At 66.2% G+C, this 20,406-nt stretch carries 17 protein-coding genes; 8 read left to right on the top strand and 9 right to left on the bottom strand.

All coding sequences use genetic code 11. The features are described 5' to 3' along the window. Positions 1–9: 9 nt before the first annotated feature. Together NFU08_RS16330 and NFU08_RS16325 are read left to right on the top strand one after the other, a co-directional pair. On the top strand, positions 10–1,395 hold the full coding sequence (locus NFU08_RS16330) for a lytic transglycosylase domain-containing protein (RefSeq protein ID WP_251424680.1): 1,386 nt from the start codon (positions 10–12) through the stop codon (positions 1,393–1,395). A 100-nt stretch (positions 1,396–1,495) separates the two neighbouring features. Beyond that, positions 1,496–3,661: a Stk1 family PASTA domain-containing Ser/Thr kinase gene (locus tag NFU08_RS16325; protein ID WP_251424678.1), complete on the top strand. Its 2,166-nt coding sequence runs from the start codon at positions 1,496–1,498 to the stop codon at positions 3,659–3,661. Positions 3,662–3,707: 46 nt separating this feature from the next. On the opposite strand, the gene NFU08_RS16320 is transcribed toward NFU08_RS16325, so the two are convergent. Both NFU08_RS16320 and NFU08_RS16315 read right to left on the bottom strand, forming a co-directional pair. Then, the gene (locus NFU08_RS16320; RefSeq protein WP_251424676.1) at positions 3,708–5,102 is read right to left on the bottom strand and encodes a class II 3-deoxy-7-phosphoheptulonate synthase; all 1,395 of its coding nucleotides are present in this window, start codon (positions 5,100–5,102) and stop codon (positions 3,708–3,710) included. A 73-nt stretch (positions 5,103–5,175) separates the two neighbouring features. Then, on the bottom strand, positions 5,176–6,003 hold the full coding sequence (locus NFU08_RS16315; RefSeq protein ID WP_251424674.1) for a 1-acyl-sn-glycerol-3-phosphate acyltransferase: 828 nt from the start codon (positions 6,001–6,003) through the stop codon (positions 5,176–5,178). A gap of 111 nt (positions 6,004–6,114) precedes the next feature. Here NFU08_RS16315 and NFU08_RS16310 point away from each other — a divergent pair, with 111 nt between their 5' ends. Genes NFU08_RS16310 through NFU08_RS16300 form a run of 3 tightly spaced genes read left to right on the top strand, consistent with a single transcriptional unit; the run spans position 6,115 to position 8,295 of the window. Further along, positions 6,115–6,903: a carboxylesterase gene (locus NFU08_RS16310; RefSeq protein WP_174176961.1), complete on the top strand. Its 789-nt coding sequence runs from the start codon at positions 6,115–6,117 to the stop codon at positions 6,901–6,903. Then, the gene (locus tag NFU08_RS16305; RefSeq protein ID WP_174176958.1) at positions 6,900–7,721 is read left to right on the top strand and encodes a carboxylesterase; all 822 of its coding nucleotides are present in this window, start codon (positions 6,900–6,902) and stop codon (positions 7,719–7,721) included. Before NFU08_RS16310 ends, NFU08_RS16305 begins: the two co-directional genes overlap by 4 nt. Beyond that, positions 7,708–8,295, top strand: a complete 588-nt coding sequence (locus NFU08_RS16300; protein WP_251424672.1) for a hypothetical protein — start codon at positions 7,708–7,710, stop codon at positions 8,293–8,295. The genes NFU08_RS16305 and NFU08_RS16300 overlap by 14 nt, the downstream gene beginning before the upstream one ends. Positions 8,296–8,357: 62 nt before the next feature. Here the strand turns inward: NFU08_RS16300 and NFU08_RS16295 are convergent, their stop codons facing one another. Next, a complete protein-coding gene (locus tag NFU08_RS16295; RefSeq protein WP_251424670.1) occupies positions 8,358–9,452 on the bottom strand; it encodes an ROK family glucokinase in 1,095 nt (364 codons plus the stop codon). A gap of 190 nt (positions 9,453–9,642) precedes the next feature. On the opposite strand from NFU08_RS16295, the gene NFU08_RS16290 reads away from it, so the two are divergent. Next, positions 9,643–11,451 (top strand): long-chain fatty acid--CoA ligase, encoded by a 1,809-nt coding sequence (locus NFU08_RS16290; RefSeq protein ID WP_251424668.1) that lies wholly within the window; start codon positions 9,643–9,645, stop codon positions 11,449–11,451. A 230-nt stretch (positions 11,452–11,681) separates the two neighbouring features. On the opposite strand, the gene NFU08_RS16285 is transcribed toward NFU08_RS16290, so the two are convergent. Beyond that, entirely contained in the window at positions 11,682–15,080 is a 3,399-nt protein-coding gene (locus NFU08_RS16285; RefSeq protein ID WP_251424666.1) for a pyruvate carboxylase, read from the bottom strand. A 301-nt stretch (positions 15,081–15,381) separates the two neighbouring features. Here NFU08_RS16285 and NFU08_RS16280 point away from each other — a divergent pair, with 301 nt between their 5' ends. Further along, entirely contained in the window at positions 15,382–16,200 is an 819-nt protein-coding gene (locus NFU08_RS16280; RefSeq protein ID WP_251424664.1) for a ParA family protein, read from the top strand. Positions 16,201–16,278: 78 nt separating this feature from the next. Here NFU08_RS16280 and NFU08_RS16275 read toward each other — a convergent pair whose 3' ends face one another. The 5 genes from NFU08_RS16275 to gcvH all read right to left on the bottom strand — a co-directional run bounded on the left by NFU08_RS16275 (position 16,279) and on the right by gcvH (position 19,365). Beyond that, positions 16,279–16,872: a MerR family transcriptional regulator gene (locus tag NFU08_RS16275; RefSeq protein ID WP_066275050.1), complete on the bottom strand. Its 594-nt coding sequence runs from the start codon at positions 16,870–16,872 to the stop codon at positions 16,279–16,281. 231 nt (positions 16,873–17,103) lie between these two features. Continuing rightward, positions 17,104–17,607 (bottom strand): bifunctional nuclease family protein, encoded by a 504-nt coding sequence (locus tag NFU08_RS16270; RefSeq protein WP_009358600.1) that lies wholly within the window; start codon positions 17,605–17,607, stop codon positions 17,104–17,106. Continuing rightward, entirely contained in the window at positions 17,607–18,323 is a 717-nt protein-coding gene (locus NFU08_RS16265) for a MerR family transcriptional regulator (protein ID WP_174176939.1), read from the bottom strand. Before NFU08_RS16265 ends, NFU08_RS16270 begins: the two co-directional genes overlap by 1 nt. Positions 18,324–18,346: 23 nt before the next feature. Further along, the gene (locus NFU08_RS16260; RefSeq protein ID WP_174176937.1) at positions 18,347–18,823 is read right to left on the bottom strand and encodes an FHA domain-containing protein; all 477 of its coding nucleotides are present in this window, start codon (positions 18,821–18,823) and stop codon (positions 18,347–18,349) included. A gap of 155 nt (positions 18,824–18,978) precedes the next feature. Next, positions 18,979–19,365 carry a glycine cleavage system protein GcvH gene (gene gcvH, locus NFU08_RS16255; protein ID WP_104188752.1) on the bottom strand — a complete coding sequence of 129 codons (387 nt, stop codon included), beginning with the start codon at positions 19,363–19,365 and terminating at the stop codon, positions 18,979–18,981. Between the two features lie 165 nt (positions 19,366–19,530). On the opposite strand from gcvH, the gene NFU08_RS16250 reads away from it, so the two are divergent. Beyond that, positions 19,531–20,400, top strand: coding sequence for an Fpg/Nei family DNA glycosylase (locus tag NFU08_RS16250; protein ID WP_174176935.1), 870 nt, complete (start codon positions 19,531–19,533; stop codon positions 20,398–20,400). The last annotated feature ends 6 nt before the right edge of the window (positions 20,401–20,406 follow it).

Genomic DNA, 20,406 nt, shown 5'->3' with positions numbered 1-20,406 from the left:
ATTCTTTCCATGACGATGTCCCGCTCGCACAAGCAGCCCCCCAAGCCGAGCCTGCCTATGCTCGCCGCAACGACGGCAGCGCTGCCAGCGGTCGTATTGTCATCCTTGGCGCTGGCCCAGCCAGCAGCTGCAGAGCAGCCGGTCCGCGCCATTCCGGGGACGCTTGCAGCGGCCATGAAAGCCCAGGCCGCGACGGCCACAGCGGCAGTCATCCCCGCGGCGTCGGTGTCGACGGCGATCCCCTCAGCCTTCAGGCCGGCACAGCCGCAGGCCCCGGCGGAGTACACGATTGCCCGCGGCGACACCATCAGCGCCATTGCAGGCAAATTCGGGCTCAACACGGCCGAGGTCCTGAAGCTGAACAACCTGCAGGCGAACACGATCATCTACCCCGGCCAGAAGATCAAGCTTTCCGGTTCGGCCGCTGCACCGGCAGCGCCCTCCGCCGCGCCCGCTCCTGCCGCACCTGCCGCCGCCCCCGCGGGCGGGGCCACGTACACGGTCAAACCGGGTGACACGCTGGGTGCCATCGCGGCCCGCCACAACGTGGGCCTGGCGGATGTGTTCTCGTGGAACAACCTCAACATGCGCTCGGTTATCTACCCCGGGCAGAAGATCAAGGTGGGCGCCGGTGACGGGGCTCCCGCGCCCGCCGCGGCTCCTGCCTCAAGCGGGCTGGCCTCAACATCGGCTCCCGCTGCGCCTGCGGCCCCGGCCTCCGGCTCCTACACCGTTAAAGCCGGAGACACGCTCTCCGCGATCGCGTCCCGGCACGGCGTCAAGCTTTCCGAGCTGCTGTCCGCCAACCGCCTGGGCATGACCAGTGTCATTTACCCGGGCAACAAGCTGGCCATCCCCGGCGCCAACGGGCAGCCGGCCGCTCCGCAGCCGGCTGCCTCGGTAACGCCTCTGGTCCCAAGCTCATTCCTGGGCTTCAGCTACCCTGCTGCAGTGGTCAGCTCGGCCAACGAGAACAAGGCGTTGCTGAACGCCTCCCCAGTGCCCTCCCGAGCTGAAATGCGGAACATCGTGGCAGATACCGCGCGCAGGATGGGAGTGGAACCCTCCCTGGCCCTCGCCTTCGCGCACCAGGAATCAGGGTTCGACCAGCGGGCAGTTTCCCCGGCCAACGCCATCGGAACCATGCAGGTCATCCCCACTTCCGGCCAGTGGGCTTCGGATCTGGTGGGACGCAAGCTGAACCTGCTGGACCCTTACGACAATGCCACGGCCGGGGTGGCAATCATCCGCCAGCTCCTGGCCACCAGCAAGGACAGGGACACGGCCATCGCCGGCTACTACCAGGGCCAGTACTCCGTGAGCAAGTACGGCATGTACGACGACACCAAGGCCTATGTGGCGGCCATCAAGGCACACCAGAAAAACTTCGGCTGAGCTGCTGCTGCCGCCCGCACACTGTGGGGCAGTGAATTTTGAACGGGTCCGGACCGGTAAAGGTTCGGGCCCGTTCCGTTGCGGGGATTAGGATCGTAGGGTGCAGGAACACGTGTCAGACCCTCTTGTAGGAACGCTGGTGGACAACCGGTACGCCGTACGGTCAAAGCTCGCGCGCGGCGGCATGTCCACGGTTTACCTTGCCACGGACCAACGGCTGGAACGGGACGTGGCGCTGAAGGTGCTGCACCCCCACCTCTCCTCTGACGACAACTTCCTGGGCCGGCTCGGCCGGGAGGCAAAGGCGGCTGCAAGGTTGTCCCATCCCCACGTGGTGGGGGTCCTCGACCAGGGGAACGACGGCCGCACGGCCTACCTGGTCATGGAATACATCAAAGGCCACACCCTCCGTGACCTGATTAACGAGAAAGGCGCATTGCCGCCCCGTCTGGCACTGGCACTGATCGACCCGGTTGTTGAAGGGCTCGGTGCCGCGCATGCCGCCGGCTTCATCCACCGTGACGTCAAGCCTGAAAACGTGCTGATCTCGGACGACGGACGGATCAAGATCGGGGATTTCGGCCTGGCCCGCGCTGTCACCACCTCTACCAGCACCGGTGCCCTGATCGGCACGGTCGCCTACCTCTCCCCTGAACTTGTCCTGGGCAGGCCGGCTGACGCGCGCAGCGACATCTACTCCCTGGGCATCATGCTGTACGAAATGCTCACCGGACAGCAGCCGTTCGACGGCGAGGTCCCCATCCAGGTGGCGTACCAGCACGTCAACGGGACGGTCGGACCGCCTTCGGCCCTGGTCCCGGGCCTGGCCGCGGAAGTGGACGAACTCGTGCAGTGGTGCACCGCCAACGACCCCGAGAACCGTCCGGTGGACGGCAACGCCCTGCTCCAGGAACTGCGGCACATCCGGACCAACCTCACAGATGCTGAACTGGACCTTCGTCCGCCGGCGGCTGCTGCGGGGGGCACCGTGACCGCGCCGCAGCAGGTTGCCCCGCTGCGGATTCATTCCCCGCCCGGGGGTCCTCCGCCATCCCGTGAACCTGACAACACCGGGCTCGTCCAGCATCCCACCGAGGTCATCGGCCGCACTAGCAATCCCACAACGGTGATGCCGTACGGACAGCCGGCCGGACCCGCCTACCAGCCGACGCCGGGCCAGTCCCGTTCTGCCATGCAGCCTTCAGGTCCGGCACCTGGTGCTGCCAGGCGGACACTGTCACCACCTGACGACGACCAGGAGTGGGCTCCCCCTCCTCCGGTGCTGGGCAAACGTGCCCAGCGCAAAGCGGACAGGGAGGATGAGAAGGCACGGGCCCGTGCCGCAGCCACCCCCGCACGGACCCTTCGGGAAGGGAATCCCCGGCGCCGTGGCGTCCTGTGGGTGATAGTGCTGGTGGTGGCCGCCCTCCTGGCGACAGGCGCGGGCTGGTTTTTCGGTATGGGCCCCGGCGCAGCCGCGTCCATTCCTTCCGTCGCCAACAAGACCGTGGCGCAGGCGCAGCAGCTGCTCAGCGAGGCCGGGTTCCGGTCCACCACCAGGGACGTCTTCGACGACGAGGTGCCGTCCGGCCTGGTGGTGGGCAGCAAGCCGGCCGAGGGCACGGAAATCCGCAAGTTCCAGCCAGTGTCCCTCTTTGTTTCCAAGGGCCCCCAGCTTTTTCCGCTGCCAGTGCTGGCCGGCGGCACCCTGGACGAAGCCAAGAACGGCCTCAATGCGGCCGAGATGGTACTGGGTCCCGTGACGGAGCAGTTCGATGAGCAGGCGCCCGCGGGTACAGTCCTGTCCCAGGACCCCGCTGCGGGTACGGAGGTCCGGCGCGGCACGCCCGTCGGCCTGGTGGTTTCCAAGGGGCCCGAGCCCATCCCGGTGCCGCTGGTGGTGGGCCAGGACGAGGACGATGCCGTTGATGCCATCACGGCAGCCGGACTCCAGGCGGATGTGGCCGGCGAGGAAGTCTTTAGCCGGGATATTCCCAAGGGCGCTGTGGTCAGCCAGGCGCCGGCGGAAGGAACGCTCACCCGCGGCGGCAGCGTAACCCTGACGATCTCCAAGGGACCCCGGATGGTGGGAGTCCCCAGTTACATCGGCAAGCAGGCCAGAGAGGCCGAACAGGCATTGCGCCAGCTCGGCTTCGAGGTGAAAGTGAATAACATCCTCGGCGGTTTCTTCGGAACCGTCAGGGACCAGGATCCGGTGAACAAAGAGGTTCCGGAAGGATCGGTCATCACCCTGACGGTGGTGTAGCCGGACCTGCCGGCCACACCACTGTCAGGTCATGAGTGTGCGGCGCCTAGTGCTTTGCCAGGGCTCCGGCCACCAGGAAGGCCATTTCGAGGGACTGCATGTGGTTCAGGCGCGGGTCGCAGACTGATTCGTAACGGTCCAGGAAGGCGTCCTGGTCCACGGGATCGGCCCCGCCGAGGCACTCTGCGACGTCGTCGCCGGTCATTTCCACGTGCAGGCCGCCGGGGACGGTCCCCAGGGCGTGGTGCACCTCGAAGAAGCCGCGCACTTCGTCAATGACGTCGTCGAAATTGCGGGTCTTGTAGCCGTTGGGGGACGTTACGGTGTTCCCGTGCATGGGGTCGGTGACCCACAGCACCTGCGCGCCTGACGCGGTGACTTTTTCGACGACGGCGGGCAGCTTCTCGCGGATGTTGCCGGCCCCCATGCGGGTGATGAACGTCAGCCGGCCCGGCTCCCGGTCCGGGTCCAGCTTGTCGATCAGGCGAAGGGCGTCGTCGCCGGTGGTGGACGGGCCCAGCTTCACGCCGATGGGGTTCCGCACCCGTGAAAGGAAGTCGACGTGGGCGTGGTCCAGTTCGCGGGTCCTCTCGCCGATCCAGAGGAAGTGGGCAGACGTGTCGTACGGGAACCCGGTACGTGAATCGATCCGGGTCAGGGCCCGCTCGTAGTCCAGCAGCAGTGCTTCGTGGCTGGCAAAGAATTCGACCCGCTTCAGTGCTTCGAAGTCGGCGCCGCAGGAGGCCATGAACTTGATGGCGCGGTCGATGTCGCGGGCCAGGGACTCATAGCGTGCGTGTGCCGGGTTCTCGGTGAAGCCCTTGTTCCACTGGTGCACCGAACGGAGGTCGGCAAAACCGCCCTGCGTGAAGGCGCGGATCAGGTTCAGCGTGGAAGCGGACGTGTGGTAGGCGCGGAGCATCCGGGAAGCGTCGTGGCCCCGGGACTCCGGAGTGAACTCGTAGCCGTTCACGATGTCGCCCCGGTATGCGGGCAGGGTAACGCCGCCGCGGGTTTCGTCATTGGAAGAACGGGGCTTGGCGAACTGACCGGCCATGCGGCCCATTTTGATGACGGGCATGGCGGCACCGTAGGTGAGCACCACGGCCATCTGGAGGATGGTCTTGACCCGGGCGCTGATCTTGTCTGCCGTGGCGGCCTCGAAGGTTTCGGCGCAGTCACCGCCCTGCAGCAGGAAGGCCTTGCCCTGGGCAGCAGCGGCCAGCCGCTCGCGGAGGACATCCACCTCACCCGCAAAAACCAGCGGGGGAAGGACGGAGAGTTCCTTCACCGAGGCGTTGAACACGTCCCTGTCCTGCCAGCTGGGCTGCTGGGAAATGGGAAGGTCCCGCCAGTTATCAAGTCCGGGATAGTCGGCTGCTCCGCTCTGGGCGGTGCTGGACAGCGAAAAGGCGGGTTTTGCAGATAGCTCAGTCACCATCTAAGACTAGCGGTCGCGCAGGTCCCCGGGACACCGCACTGTCACGCTTCGGGCCCGCCGCGTCACAACCCGCTCAGCCCGCGGCAGCACCGCCGTCGTCCGCTGTTCGTGTGTCACCCGAAGAACCGCCGTTGCCGGCACCGGAAGTGGGCTCGCTCGTACTGCCGGATGCAGGTGCGGGCGGTGCCAGGAGTTCGGCTGCGGCCGCCGGTTCGACGGCCTTGCCGGCCAGCCGCAGCTTGACTACGGCGGCGTACTCGTCCACGTATTCCTGCCCGGAGAGACGCATCAGTTCGAACATGATCTGGTCGGTGACTTTACGCTGGATGTCGCGGTCCTCGGCCTGGTCCCGGTAGTGGCTGAAGTCCAGCGGCTCCCCAAAGATCATGCCGATCCTGCGGATGTTCGGCAGCCGCTTTCCAATGGGCTGGACCTTGTCCGTGCCGATCATCGCGACAGGTATCACCGGGACCCCGGCCTGCAGCGCAAGCCTGGCCACGCCAACCTTGCCCCTGTAGAGCCTGGAATCCGGGCTCCGCGTGCCCTCGGGATAGATGCCCAGCAGTCCGCCATGCGTGAGGACCTCCATGCCGGCGGTCAATGAGGCTGCCGAGGCAGCTCCCCCGGACCGGTCCATGGGCAGCTGGTTGGTCAGCCGGAAGAACAGGGCAGTCAGCCTGCCCTTGATTCCGGTGCCGGTGAAGTACTCCGACTTGGCCAGGAAAACCACCGGCCGGCGGACCATCAGCGGCATGAAGATCGAATCGGAAAAGGAGAGGTGGTTGGACGCAATAATCGCCGGGCCTTCAGCCGGAATATTGTCCAGTCCCTTGACCCAGGGGCGGAAAAGGAGCTTCAACACAGGACCAAGGAAGATCCGCTTCATGACCCAATAGAACACGTGAGAAACCTCTCCGGAAGGCGGCCTGCAGGCCCCGCGTCGGGCCTGGCCAGCAGTTCAATGCAACCCTACTCTAGTGAGATTTGTCCGGAACAGTGACACGATGGAGCCATGAGCGAAAGCAGCATCCCGTCCCCTCCTGCCGCTTTCAGCTATCCCGGACACGGGCCCAATGCGCGGATCGGCATCGCCATCTGCCACGGCTTCACGGGAAGCCCCCTCAGTGTCCTGCCGTGGGCCGAGCACCTCGCCTCACAGGGTTACGCCGTCACCGTCCCCCTGTTGCCCGGTCATGGGACTGACTGGCGCCACCTGGCAAGGACGCGGTGGACCGACTGGTACCGCAGCTTCGAGGCCGCCTACCTGGAGCTCGCGCGGAACACAGAAACGTGCTTTGTGGCCGGGCTCTCCATGGGCGGGGCCATTGCGCTGCTGACGGCCTCCCGGCACACCGTTGCCGGGGTGTCCGTGGTCAACCCGGGGCTGAGCTTCTACGACCGGCGGGTCCGGGTGATCGGAGTGCTGAAGTACTTCCAGCGGACAACACTCCCCATAGAGGAGGAACAGGCGACGGCGGCAGTCACCAACGACGGGGACTACTCGCGCACTCCCCTGGCGGCGGTGCACGAGCTGAAGAAGCTCTTTCGTGCCGCGGCCCGCGGCCTGTCAAAGGTCACGGCGCCTGTCCAGGTCTTCAAGTCCCGCACCGATGCCGTGGTACCGCCGACGTCCCTGGCGCTGCTCCGGAAAGGCCTCGGCAGCCGCCTCGCCGAAGTGGTGGATCTCCACAGCAGCGGACATGTGGCTACGCTGGACGTGGACGCACCGGAGATCTTTGCAAAATCCAGTGCTTTCGTCCACGCCCTCGCCCGCCAGAACACCGCATTGGAGACTCCATGACCTCCAGCCTGGACCACAGCCCCTTCAGCAGCGGCTGCACCGGCGGGGGGCCCCGCATCGGCGTGGTCCTCTCCCACGGGTTTACCGGCAGCCCGCACGGGCTGCGTGCCTGGGCCCAGGCACTGGCCGGCGCCGGCTTCGCGGTGCGCATGCCCCTGCTGCCCGGACATGGCACCAGCTGGCAGGAACTCGCCCGCACGCGGTGGCAGCAGTGGCACGGCGCCCTGGACGACGCATACCTGGAGCTGGACGCCAGCTGCGATTACGTCTTTTCAGCAGGATTGAGCATGGGTGGAGCGCTGGCCCTGCGGATCGCTGCCACCCGGCCCGTGGCCGGGGTGGTCCTTGTCAACCCGGGGCTGGTCATTGACGATCCGCGCGCGCCCCTCGCCGGCATCCTGAAGCTGGTCATGAAAAGTACGCCTGCCATCGGGAACGACATCCTTAAAGAAGGCATGGACGAGGGCGCCTATTCGCGGACCCCGGTAGCTGCCGCGCATGAGCTCAACAAGCTGTTCAAGGACACCATCAGGATCCTGCCCAGGGTCACCGCCCCCGTCCGGGTCTACCGGTCCACCATTGACCACGTGGTATCCGACTCCAGCATCCATGCCCTCCGCCGGGGATTGACCCACGCACCCCTGGATCTGGTCCGTCTTGAAAACAGCTACCACGTGGCCACCCTGGACAACGACGCCGACCAGATTTTCCAGGGCTCCGTGGAGTTCATCCGGGCGGTGGTTTCCGGCGTAAATCCGGAACGGCCAACGGCAAGCGCAGCATCGACCCTGGAGGCCACGCCCCATGAACAAGCCTGACCCCGGACCCCAGGACCAGGGAGCGAACCCGGACGACGCCGTCTGGCTGGACCTGGTGGCCCGCCTTGAATCCGGAGCCCCTGATGCAGGCACGGGCGGCGCTACCGGCACGGGAATTTCCGGCGATCCCGCGACGGACGCGGCGCCGCGCCCGGACGCTGCAGCCCAGGGGGGACGACCGCCCGTGTTCCGGGATTTTGACCCGCTGGGCCTTGCGGGCGCAGTCCCCGCGGAATTGTCCGCGGCGGAGCGGCAGGCCTCGGCTGAAACGCCGGGCCCCGGCGTCGAGGCAGGCTTCCCTTCCGGCCCCCGCGACTACGACGTGGACCCGGATGACGGTGAATTCGTCCCGGAGGAACCGCCCAGCCTGGCCGGAACAGATCCGTTGACCATGCTTGCGTGGCTCGCCGCGGTGGGTGGGCCAGTCGCCCTCCTGCTGTCCGTGATGTTCTGGCGCTCCGCCCCGCTCCTGGCCATCGTGGCTATTGTGGCTGCGTTCGTCCTCGGAACGGTCTACCTGATCATGAAGCTTCCGCAGGAAAAGGACGAGAACGACGACGGCGCACGCGTCTAGCGTGGCCTGCTCCCCCGGGCTGCGCTGTTCCCGTGCTCAACACCGGAGGAGTGCGCGTTCCGTCAGCGGCGCGCCCGGCTGCTGACGCGGGACAGGTCGGCGGCTCCGATGAGTCCGGCGCTCGGCCCGAGGGCAGCCAGTTGAATGCCGGCGGCCGGCCGGAAACCACGCCCCGTCAGGTTGCGGGCGAAGGCCTTCCGTGCGGGCTCCACCAGCAGGTCGCCTGCTGAGCACAGGCCACCGCCGATGACAAAAAGTCCCGGATCCAGCGCCGCAGCCAGATTGGCCAGCCCCAGCCCGAGCCATTCCCCCACTTCCTCAAGCAGCTCCCGGCACGCCGGGTCACCGGCAAGTGCCAGCTCCGTGACGATCGCGCCCGTGATTGCATCCGTCCGCCCGCCGACGGCCGCGAGCAGGTCCTGCGCCACCGGAGAGTTTGCCCGCGCCAGGATCCGGGCTTCGCGCCCCAACGCGTTCCCGGACGCATACTGTTCCCAGCAGCCGCGGTTTCCGCATTCACACCGGTGACCGCCCGGCATGATGATCTGGTGGCCGAACTCGCCTGCCACGCCGAACCGCCCGCGCTCCACCCTGCCGTCCATCACCATGGCACCGCCAATACCGGTGCCAAGGGTGATGCAGACCAGCCGGTCTTCCCCCTGCCCCGCCCCAAAGCGCCATTCCGCCCATGCGGCGGCATCGGCGTCGTTGGTCAGGAGCACGGGCCTGCGGAGGAGCTGCTGCAGGTTGGCCCGGAGCGGCTCATTGCGCCAGGCCAGGTGGGGGCTGAAAAGCACCGTGCCGCCGTCGAGGTCCATCCACCCGGCGGCGCCGATGCCCACTGACCAGATCCGGTGCCCCTTGCCCAGTTCCTCGACCAGCTCCACGATGACCTGCTCCACGGCCCGGGGGTCGCTGCCGGGCGTGGCACGGCGCGCTTCGCGGAGGATGCGGCCGTCGGCATCCACGACGCCGGCCGCCACCTTGGTGCCGCCGATGTCGATTCCAATGGCGAGGCCCTTGCGGCCGAGGCGCAAATGCTCACGGAAGCCCCCGCCGTCGTGCCGTGTCCCTGCCCCGCGCGAGGTGGGCCGCGCCCTCCAGGGGGCAGGTCTGCTCAGAGGCCCGGGCTGCTTGCCGGGGGGCGGTGCATACATAGTTCCCCATTCTAGGTGGGCACATTCCACGTCCGTGCGCGGACAGGCGGAGCTGCCGCGGACATGTCCGCCAGGCAGCATTGACGGCAAAGTTACCGGCCAGTAACTTTAGTTACTGCATGGTCCCGCATGGGCGTACTAGTCTTTAGGCATACCCCTGCGCGGGACCTCGGATATCAAAGGAGCTATAGTGCGCGAATTCAGTGTTCCGCCTCTTGTTGTTGTCCCACCGGAGACCAACATCACCGACCTTGTGCTGCGGCAGGCAGCGAAGGCCAGCAACCCGGCACTCTTTTCGCGGCTCGATGCCTCCGGAACCTGGCAGGACATTTCCGCCACCGATTTCCTGGCAGACGTCCGGACGCTTGCCAAAGGACTGATGGCCAGCGGCGTGGGAGCGGGCGACCGCGTGGGCATCATGTCCCGCACCCGGTACGAGTGGTCACTGGTGGACTTTGCCATCTGGTTCGCGGGAGCGGTCTCGGTCCCCATCTACGAAACGTCCTCACCTTCCCAGGTTGCGTGGAACCTCGGTGACTCCGGCGCCGTGGCCGCCTTCGGCGAGGCAGCCCACCATGAGGACATCATCCGCCAGGCCGTGACGGCGGAAGCACTCACTTCGCTCCAGCATGTCTGGCAGCTGGAAGGAAACGGTCTCGATGCCCTCCGCGAAGCCGGCCGCGACGTCAGCGATGACGACCTTGAGGCCCGCCGGAAGACCGCCGGACTGCGCGATACCGCCACCATCATTTACACCTCCGGGACCACCGGCAGGCCCAAAGGCTGCGAACTCACGCATGGCAACTTCGTTGAGCTGTCGGACAACGCGCTGGCCATTATTGGCGAAATCGTCCATGAAAACGCGAAGACCATCATGTTCCTCCCCCTGGCACACGTCTTCGCCCGCTTTATCTCCGTCCTTGCGATGGCTGCCGGCACCACGGTGGCCCATACCCCGGACATCAAGAACCTCCTGGCGGACCTCCAGAGCTACGAACCCACGTTCATCCTCGCGGTGCCGCGCGTTTTCGAGAAGGTCTACAACTCGGCCCTGACCAAGGCGGAGGACGGCGGGAAGGGAGCGATCTTCCACAAGGCGGCCGATACTGCCATCGCGTATTCCAAGGCACGGCAGGACGGCCGCATCGGCCTGGGCCTGAAGCTCCGCCATGCCCTGTTCGACAAGCTCGTCTATGGGAAGCTGCGGGCGGCCATGGGCGGGCACGTTGCCCACGCAGTCTCCGGCGGCGGTCCCCTGGGCGAACGCCTGGGCCACTTCTTCCAGGGCATCGGGCTGCAGGTCCTTGAGGGATACGGTCTGACCGAAACCACCGCCCCCATTTCCGTGAACACACCGTCAAGGATCAAGATCGGCTCCGTCGGGAAGCCCCTGCCCGGGAACTCGGTCAAGATCGCCGAGGACGGGGAGATCCTTGCGAAGGGTGTCTGCGTCATGCGGGGCTACTACCAGCGGCCGGACCTCACCAACGAGACGTTCGACGACGGCTGGCTGCGCACCGGAGACATCGGCCGCCTGGATGAGGACGGCTTCGTCTGGATCACGGGACGCAAAAAGGAAATCATTGTCACCGCCGGCGGGAAGAACGTCATCCCGGCCCTGCTGGAGGACCAGATCCGGGCTGATGCGCTCGTCTCGCAGGTGCTGGTGGTGGGTGACAACCGGCCGTTCATCGGTGCGCTGGTCACCCTGGACCAGGAAGCCCTCCCCGGCTGGCTGCAGCGCCACAACCTCCCCGCGGACACCTCCCTTGCGGACGCCGCGAACAACCCGGTGGTCAAGGCAGCCGTCCAGGACCTGATCACCGCAGCCAACACCTCCGTCTCTCAGGCCGAAGCGATCAAGTCCTTCCGCATCGTGCCCGCCGACTTCACCGAGGCCTCCGGCCACCTGACCCCTTCCATGAAGGTCAAGCGGGCCCAGGTGATGAAGGACTTCGAAACGGTCATCGAGGAGATGTACGCCGCACCGCGTTCCTGACTGTTCGCCGGGGTCCGGCGGCCCCGGTCCTCTGCGTGCTATTCCCCGCGCCCCGCTGAGGCCGCTGCGCGGCGAGCCGGGGCGCAGGGCCCCTTTTACGCACGCTGCCGGACCGGGGGCCGCCTGTATCCGTTGCCTGGTCCGGAAGCGCGGCCGTTTGGAAAGGGAAAGGTCCTCCCACTGGTGTTCAGTGGGAGGACCCTTTTCGTTGTCTTACCGTGCGGCCGGGATTACTGCTCGACGACCAGCAGGAGGTCCCCGCCCTCAACCTGTTCCACGGATGAGATGGCTAGCCGTGAGACTTTGCCTGCCACCGGCGTCGTAATGGATGCTTCCATCTTCATGGCCTCAATGGTGGCTACCGTGTCGCCGGCCTTGACCTCGTCGCCCGGCTTGACCGTCACCGTGACGGCACCGGCGAACGGTGCGGCCACGTGGCCGGGCTGGGCCGGGTCTGCCTTCTCCGCTGCCTTGACGTTGCTGACCACGGACCTGTCCCGCACAACAACCGGCCGGGACTGGCCGTTGAGGGTGCACATGACGGTGCGCATGCCCTTCTCGTCCGGCTCCGACACCGCTTCCAGGGAAGCGATCAGTCGTACGCCCTTCTCCAGCTGGATTTCGTGCTCCGCGCCGCGCTGCAGGCCATAGAGGTAGTCGCGGGTGTCCAGGACGGAGAGGTTGCCGTAGGTCTCCACGCTCTTGAGGTAGTCCTTGGTGGGACCGTCGAAGAGCAGCCGGTTGAGCGTGTGCTGCCGGGTCTTGGAGTCGGATTTCAGGGCCGCGCTGTCCTCGGCGCTGAGTTCCACGTCCCGGACCTTCACGCTGCGGCCCTGCAGGGCCTTGGTGCGGAACGGCTCCGGCCATCCTCCCGGGGGGTCGCCGAGCTCGCCGGACAGGAACCCGATGACCGAATCGGGAATGTCGTAGTTCTGCGGGTTCTCGTTGAAGTCGGCCGGGTCCGCGTTCAGGCCCACCAGGTGAAGGGCAAGGTCACCGACAACCTTCGACGACGGCGTGACCTTGACCAGGCGGCCAAGGATGCGGTCGGCGGCGGTATACATGTCCTCAATGGCTTCGAACCGTTCGCCCAGGCCCAGCGCCATGGCTTGCTGGCGGAGGTTGGACAGCTGGCCACCCGGAATCTCGTGCTGGTAGACGCGGCCGGTGGGGCCCGGCAGTCCGGACTCGAAGGGCGCGTAGACCCGGCGGACTGCTTCCCAGTAGGGCTCGAGGGAGCTCACCGCTGCCAGGCTCAGGCCGGTGTCGCGGGGTGTGTGGGCCAGTGCCGCAACCAGTGCCGAGGCCGACGGCTGGCTGGTGGTTCCGGCCAGCGATGCCGAGGCAACGTCGACGGCGTCCACACCGGCGTCCACGGCAGCCAGGAGGGTGGCCAGCTGGCCGCCCGCGGTGTCGTGGGTGTGCAGGTGGACCGGCAGGTCGAACCGTTCCCGCAGGGCCGCAACGAGCTTCGCGGCAGCGGCGGGCCGGAGCAGGCCTGCCATGTCCTTGATCGCCAGGATGTGGGCTCCGGCGTCCACGATCTTCTGTGCCAGCTCCAGGTAGTAGTCCAGCGTGTAGAGCTTTTCCTCCGGATCCAGCATGTCGGCCGTGTAGCACAGGGCCACTTCGGCCACAGCGGTGCCCGTTGCCCGGACTGCCCGGATGGCAGGAGCCATCTGGCTGACGTCGTTCAGGGCGTCGAAGATCCGGAAGATGTCGATGCCGGTTGCTGCGGCCTCGTTGACGAAGGCCTCGGTGACCTCTTCCGGGTAGGGCGTGTAGCCCACGGTGTTGCGTCCGCGGAGGAGCATCTGCAGGCACACGTTCGGGAGGGCCTGGCGGAGGGCAGCGAGCCGGTCCCAGGGGTCTTCGCCCAGGAACCTGAGGGCCACATCGTAGGTTGCGCCGCCCCAGGCCTCAACGGACAGCAGCTCCGGCAGCAGTGCCGTGACCGCGGGGCCGGCCGCCACCAGGTCGCGGGTGCGCACCCGGGTGGCGAGCAGCGACTGGTGGGCGTCACGGAAGGTGGTGTCCGTGACTGCAACCGGGTTCTGTTCGCGCAGGGCGTTGGCAAAACCCTCGGGTCCCAGTTCAAGCAGCTTCTGGCGGGAGCCGGGTGCAGCCTGCTTGTCCTTGACCGACGGCAGCTTGCTGGCCGGGTTGGAGTGGACGGTCAGTTCGCCGTTGGGCTTGTTGACGGTGACTTCGGCCAGCCAGGTGAGGAGCTTGGTGCCGCGGTCGGCGGAGACGCGGGCCTTGAGCAGCTGAGGACGCTCGTCGATGAAGGAGGTAGCGACGTCGCCTGCGATGAAATCGGGGTCGTCAAGTACTGCCTGCAGGAACGAGATGTTCGTCGAGACGCCGCGGATGCGGAACTCCGCCAGCGCACGGCGGGCGCGGGCGACGGCGGACGGGTAGTCCCTGCCCCGGCAGGTCAGCTTCACCAGCATGGAATCGAAGTGCGGGCTGATCTCGGCGCCCGAGTAAACCGTGCCGCCGTCGAGCCGTACTCCGGCGCCGCCGGCGGAGCGGTAACCCGTGATCTTTCCGACGTCGGGACGGAAGCCGTTCGCGGGGTCCTCCGTGGTGATGCGGCTCTGCAGCGCTGCGCCCTTGAGGTGCACCGTCTCCTGCGAGAGGCCCAGGTCAGCCAGCGTCTCGCCGGAAGCGATGCGCATCTGCGCCTGGACCAGGTCGACGTCGGTGACCTCCTCCGTGACCGTGTGCTCCACCTGGATGCGGGGGTTCATTTCGATGAAGACGTGCTGGCCGGCGCGCTCACCGACGGTGTCCACCAGGAACTCCACGGTGCCGGCGTTGACGTAGTTCAGTGCCTTGGCGAACTTGACGGCGTCCCGGTAGAGCGCCTGGCGGATGCCTTCGTCCAGGTTGGGGGCCGGCGCGATTTCGATGACCTTCTGGTGGCGGCGCTGGATGGAGCAGTCGCGTTCGAAGAGGTGCATGACGTTGCCCTCGGCGTCGGCCAGGATCTGCACCTCAATGTGGCGCGGGCGGAGGACAGCCTGCTCCAGGAACATGGTGGGATCGCCGAACGCCGCATCGGCTTCGCGCATTGCTGACTGCAGGGCCTCCGGCAAGGCTTCCCGGGTATCCACCCGGCGCATGCCGCGGCCACCGCCGCCGGCGACGGCCTTGGCGAAGATGGGGAATCCGATGTCGTCGGCGGCCGCAATGAGTTCGTCCAGGTCCTTGGACGGCGCGCTGGACTTCAGGACCGGCACGCCGGCGTCGCGGGCAGCCTTCAGCGCTGCCACCTTGTTGCCTGCCAGTTCCAGGACTTCAGCGGGCGGCCCAACGAACGTGATGCCCGCAGCCTTGGCTGCCCGGGCGAGGTCCGGGTTCTCGGAAAGGAAGCCGTAGCCCGGGTAGATTGCGTCCGCTCCGGATTCCTTGGCTACCCGCACTACTTCGTCAACGTCCAGGTATGCCCGGACGGGGTGGCCCTCTTCGCCAATCAGGTAGGCCTCGTCCGCTTTTTGGCGGTGGATCGAGTTCCTGTCCTCATGGGGGAATACGGCAACGGTCTTGGCGCCCAGCTCGTAGCCGGCGCGGAAGGCCCTGATCGCGATTTCGCCGCGGTTGGCCACCAGAACTTTGGAAAACATACTTCTCCTGCATCATTGCGGGTGGATCGGTGAGTGGTCACAGTGTCTAGGACCTACAAGGACAAACACAAATCTTTGTGGCCACCATCACAGATTTCCCCGTCATGTCCCGAACCCTTTTGCCGCCGCGGGCGGAAACCGCCCCCGCAGCACAGTCGGTGCCATGCCGACGCCCGATAAAGCAGGATTCGCCGACGCATCAACATATGATGAGTAGGGCGGCAGGACCGTCCGGCTTCGGCACTGCCGGAGCAAACATTACCCCCAACACGGCATCCGGCGTTAGGTTTTGGTTTCTCAAGTGCAAGTAGTCAGCATCAGCAGCCTCAAGGGTGGAGTCGGCAAGACTTCCGTCACCACAGGATTGGCGTCCGCGGCGCTGGCCGCAGGCATCAGCACGCTGGTGGTGGACCTTGATCCGCATGCAGATGCCACCACTGCGTTGGGCGTGCAGCCCGGCGACCAGCTGGATATTGGCCGGATGCTTAAAAGCCCCCGCCGCGCCAACCTGGCCGAAAACGTGGTCCGCAGCAGCTGGACGGCGCGGACCCAGGCCAACGGCTCCGGCCCCGCAGTGCTTGACGTGGCCGTCGGATCCGCCTACACGGGCATCTACGACCGTCCGGACCTCCGCCGCCGGGACCTCCGCAGGCTCTCCTCGGTGCTGGCCACCGGCGGCGATTACCAGCTTGTCCTGGTGGACTGCCCGCCGTCGCTCAACGGCCTGACCCGGATGGCGTGGACTGCCAGCGACAAGGTGGCACTGGTAGCCGAGCCCGGCCTGTTCTCGGTGGCGGGGACCGAACGGACCATGCGGGCCATCCAGCTTTTCCGGCAGGAGTTCGCCCCCAATCTCTCCCCCGCAGGCATCGTGGCAAACCGGGTGCGGTCAGGGTCCTCCGAACACACCTACCGGCTCGCGGAAATGGAATCCATGTTCGGCGACCTCCTCCTGAGCCCCCGGATCCCCGAGCAAGCCAACTGGCAGCAGATCCAGGGCGCCGCCCACCCCGTGCACCATTGGCCCGGCGACTCCGCAAAGTCCGCGGCGGCACTCTTCGATGACCTGCTGGCAAACCTGATGGCACTGGGAAGCGGCCTGCGCAGCCGCGCCCGCTAAGGCAGCGAGCCCCCACACCCGGTTTAAAAGATAAGGGGCCGCCCTCCATATGGAGGGCGGCCCCTTATCCGTTGAACATCAGCTGATTTTGCGGGCTGCGCGGCGCTTGCTCAGTTCGTCGTCCGGAAAGGACTGTTCGGCGGCGTGCTCACTGGGAAGTGATGCCAGGCTGCCTTCCACTTCACGCCAGACGCGGCCCACTGCGATTCCGAAGACGCCCTGACCGCCCTGGACAAGATCAATGACTTCATCGGCGGAGGTGCACTCGTAGACGCTCGCGCCATCGCTCATCAGCGTGATCTGGGCAAGGTCCTCGACACCGCGTTCCCGCAGGTGCTCCACGGCGCTGCGGATCTGCTGCAAGGAAACCCCCGTGTCCAGGAGGCGTTTGACCACTTTGAGGACAAGGATGTCACGGAAGCCGTAGAGGCGCTGGGATCCGGACCCGGCAGCGCCGCGGACCGCAGGCTCCACCAGGCCGGTGCGGGCCCAATAGTCGAGTTGGCGGTAGGTGATGCCGGCAGCCTTGCATGCGGTGGGTCCCCGGTAACCGGCGTCCTCGTCCAGTACGGGAAGGTCCTCGGTAAACAGGAGGCCCTGGGCACCGCTCGCGGGCACAGCAACACCAGCCGTGGGCTGCTTTAGCCCGCCTGCTTCGCCTTTGGGACTCACCTGGATCCTCCTTGTCATGCGCTCCCGGGTAACTACTGCAGCAGCGGTGCATGAAGACCATGCATGTAATTTTCGCGGGGCGCACTTTCCAGTGTGACTTGCGAGGCTGCCGTAAGCAATGGGAACTTGATACTTCGACGTTAGGCCCGGCGGCCTGCAAGGTCAAAGACCCTGAGGGGTTTCACGAGGCGTGTCGAAAGTTTCATCCTCAACTTTAACCTTAACGTGACCTTAGCCGTCGAAATCCTCGGGTTCCACATCGTCCAGGAACTCGCGGAACCGGCGCAGTTCGCGCTCTTCGTCAACGGTGGGGCCGGGCTCGGTGTCCTCGCCCTCATCGTGCTCTGTGATGCGCACGCCGGCCTCATCCATGACGGAATCGGCGCACCAGATCCGGCACTTCGCGCGAAGCGCCACGGCCAGCGCGTCCGAAGCCCGGGAACTCACCGTGGTGCCGTTCTCGAACTGGAGCTGGCCGTAGAAGATGTTGTCCTCCACTGCCACGATGTTGACGCTGACCACCGAGTGCCCCAGCGCTTCCACCACATCCACCAGGAGATCGTGGGTCATGGGACGGGGCGGCACGACGCCCTGCTGGGCCAGGGCGATGGCACTGGCTTCGGGCGTGCCGATCCAGATGGGAACGTGCCGCTCACCGTGCATCTCCCGAAGCAGGACCAGCGGCTGGTTGGAAGGCAGTTCGATGCGAACGCCTACAATCTCGACTTCAATCATCAGATGTCCATGCGTGAGATATGGTCCTGCACCAGAGCCCGGTGCAGGGTGAGGCAGAGGTCGCTGATTTCGCGGGCGGCCTCGGCCGCGCGAGCCTGGGATGCTGCGTCCTTGCGGGACGCCAGCGGCGCCACGACGCGTTCCACGAGGCCGAACTCCCGCTCGGCAGCCGCCTGGAAGGGGCGCAGGTGGCGGGGTTCAAGGCCGTGGCTCTCCAGCTGGACACAGGCACGGGCCACCTGGAGTGCGTGCTCGTCGAACTGCCCGTTGGTGTGGCTGATCAGGCCGAAGCTCAGGAGGGACTGCAGCAGCGGCACGCTTGCGCCGGACTCAGTGCGGAGCTGTTCCTCGGTGAGCTTGCGCCCCCGGCTCTGCAGTTCCGCCGCGAGCTCGTCGGAGACGACGCGGGGGGAAACAACGACGCCGGGCGGCAGGTTCTCCGGGCGTTCGCCCCTGTCGATCGCGTCAAGGTAGTCCTTGATGACTTTCAGGGGAAGGTACTGGTCCCGCTGCAGGGCCAGCACGAAGCGCAGCCGCTCGACGTCGCCGTCGGAGTACTGCCGGTACCCGGCAGGCGTCCGGCGGGGGTTGATCAGCCCTTTTTCCTCAAGGAACCTGATTTTGGACGCAGTCATGCCGGGAAAGTCCCCGCTGAGCTGTGCGAGGACTTCCCCGATGTTGAGGACCTGGGGTCCCCGGCGTTCCGGTTGTGCCATTGCCACAGGCAGTGGTCCCCGGTTCAGCCGCGGCCTGCAGCGGTGGCAGGGCTCAGGTAGAAGGTGAGGCGGAACTTGCCGATCTGGACTTCGCTGCCGGACTTGAGCTCCACGCTGTCCACGCGGTCGTGGTTGACATAGGTGCCGTTCAGGCTGTTCTTGTCCACCACTTCAAAGCTGCGTGCCGTGCGGCGGAACTCGACGTGGCGGCGGGAGACTGTGACATCGTCCAGGAAGATATCGGCGTCCGGGTGCCGGCCTGCCGTGGTGACATCGGAGTCGAGGAGGAACCGGGCGCCGGCATTGGGGCCGCTGTGGGCGACAAGCAGAGCCGACCCGGCCGGCAGTGCCTCCACGGAGCTGCGCTCCTCGGACGAGAGCTTGGGTGCGATTGTGGGCTCATCCCTCACCGGGGTGAGATGGATGGAGGTGGTCTCCGACTCCCTGGCCGCACCCGCGCCGTATTCCCCGTCGGCAGGGTTCTGTGTGTGGCCAGCCATGGACTCCTCCTCTTTCCGCTGCGGCCGTCAGGCCTGCAACCAACATATGTCCTCCGGGCCTGCCGCGCAGATCCGGAACCGGCTGCCGATCCGGCCGCTGACGTGCGAAGACATTCTGGCTTCGCCCCGGGCCGGACCGGAAATTCCGGTTAGCTTTAGCCTACCTGCTGTTCGTACTCCGATGCACTGAGCAATGAGTCGACGGCGTCAGCTTCGGCAAGCTTGATCTCGATCAGCCATCCGTCCCCATAGGGATCGGTGTTGATCAGGGCGGAATCGGTGTCCAGGGACTCGTTCCGGCCCACAACTTCGCCGCTGACGGGGGCGTAGATGTCGCTGACGCTCTTGGTGGACTCCACCTCGCCGACAACTTCGTTTGCCGTAATCTTGGTGCCGACTTCCGGCATCTGGGCGTAGACAACATCCCCGAGTGCGTCCTGGGCAAAGTCGGTGATGCCTACCCGGACTACGCCGTCGGCATTGGGGGCGGTGACCCACTCGTGCTCGGCGGTGTAGGACAGATCTTCGGGAATGTTGCTCATCAGGGGCCTTTCATCGGGTCGAACACCAGAGTCAACGCGGCCCGGGAAACGGGCTGCGTTGAAAGTATAGGCACAACTGCCGGAGCGTTCGCCGGGGTTTCTGACAAGATGGGACGCATGAGCGCATGCATCGTCCGCGGCCACGCCAGGAACGGCGGGTGACGGATGCCTGAGCTCCCCGAGGTTTCCGGCCTGGCAGGCTACCTGGACGACCATCTGCAGGGAACCGTTGTATCCAAGGTGCAGATCGTGTCCTTTGCCGTACTCAAGACAGCCGATCCCCCCTTCACTGCCCTTGAGGGCAGGACTGTCACCGGCGTCCGGCGCTTTGGAAAGTTCATCAGCATTGACACCGGCGGCATTTCCTTTGTCTTCCACCTGGCCAGGGCGGGCTGGGTCCGCTTCACGGACTCCCCCACCGACGCCCAGCTGAAAATGGGCAAGGGGCACATCGCCGCCCGCCTTGCCTTCACCGGCCCCGGGGGGCCGCGCGGCTTCGACCTTACCGAGGCGGGCACCAAGAAGAGCCTGGCGGTTTATGTGGTGAGGGATCCCCAGGAGGTCCCGGGCATCGCCACGCTGGGCCCGGACCCGTTCAGTGAAGCGTTCGACGCCGACATGCTGGCTGGGATCCTTGGCTCCAGCTCCCAGCAGGTCAAGGGGCTCCTGCGAAGCCAGGGTGTGATCGCCGGGATCGGCAACGCCTACAGCGACGAGATCCTGCATGCCGCCCGTATCTCGCCGTTCGCCACGGCCAAATCCCTGGACCGCGCAACAGTCCAGGTGCTGTACGACGCCATCCATGACGTCCTGGGCACTGCACTGGCGGAGGCAAGCGGCAAGCCGCCAAAGGATCTCAAGGACGTGAAACGGAGCCACATGCGCGTCCATGCCAGGACGGGCCAGCCCTGCCCGGTGTGCGGAGACACTGTTCGTGAGGTTTCCTTTGCCGACACCTCGCTGCAGTACTGCCCCACCTGCCAGACGAAGGGCAAGATCCTGGCCGACCGCAGGACGTCGAAGTTCCTGAAGTAGGAAGGC

Origin of the sequence: Pseudarthrobacter sp. NCCP-2145, assembly GCF_023708005.1 — a bacterium.
In the GTDB taxonomy this organism is placed as follows: Bacteria; Actinomycetota; Actinomycetes; order Actinomycetales; family Micrococcaceae; genus Arthrobacter; species Arthrobacter oxydans.
This window is presented reverse-complemented; position numbering and strand designations above follow the sequence as displayed.

Excerpts from the sequence above, each read along its gene's own strand:
- NFU08_RS16265 (WP_174176939.1), bottom strand. The coding sequence starts at position 18,323 with ATGGCACAACCGGAACGCCGGGGACCCCAGGTCCTCAACATCGGGGAA.
- NFU08_RS16295 (WP_251424670.1), bottom strand. The coding sequence starts at position 9,452 with ATGTATGCACCGCCCCCCGGCAAGCAGCCCGGGCCTCTGAGCAGACCT.
- gcvH (WP_104188752.1), bottom strand. The coding sequence starts at position 19,365 with ATGAGCAACATTCCCGAAGATCTGTCCTACACCGCCGAGCACGAGTGG.
- NFU08_RS16300 (WP_251424672.1), top strand. The coding sequence starts at position 7,708 with ATGAACAAGCCTGACCCCGGACCCCAGGACCAGGGAGCGAACCCGGAC.
- NFU08_RS16260 (WP_174176937.1), bottom strand. The coding sequence starts at position 18,823 with ATGGCTGGCCACACACAGAACCCTGCCGACGGGGAATACGGCGCGGGT.
- NFU08_RS16285 (WP_251424666.1), bottom strand. The coding sequence starts at position 15,080 with ATGTTTTCCAAAGTTCTGGTGGCCAACCGCGGCGAAATCGCGATCAGG.
- NFU08_RS16305 (WP_174176958.1), top strand. The coding sequence starts at position 6,900 with ATGACCTCCAGCCTGGACCACAGCCCCTTCAGCAGCGGCTGCACCGGC.
- NFU08_RS16330 (WP_251424680.1), top strand. The coding sequence starts at position 10 with ATGACGATGTCCCGCTCGCACAAGCAGCCCCCCAAGCCGAGCCTGCCT.
- NFU08_RS16310 (WP_174176961.1), top strand. The coding sequence starts at position 6,115 with ATGAGCGAAAGCAGCATCCCGTCCCCTCCTGCCGCTTTCAGCTATCCC.
- NFU08_RS16320 (WP_251424676.1), bottom strand. The coding sequence starts at position 5,102 with ATGGTGACTGAGCTATCTGCAAAACCCGCCTTTTCGCTGTCCAGCACC.
- NFU08_RS16250 (WP_174176935.1), top strand. The coding sequence starts at position 19,531 with ATGCCTGAGCTCCCCGAGGTTTCCGGCCTGGCAGGCTACCTGGACGAC.
- NFU08_RS16270 (WP_009358600.1), bottom strand. The coding sequence starts at position 17,607 with ATGATTGAAGTCGAGATTGTAGGCGTTCGCATCGAACTGCCTTCCAAC.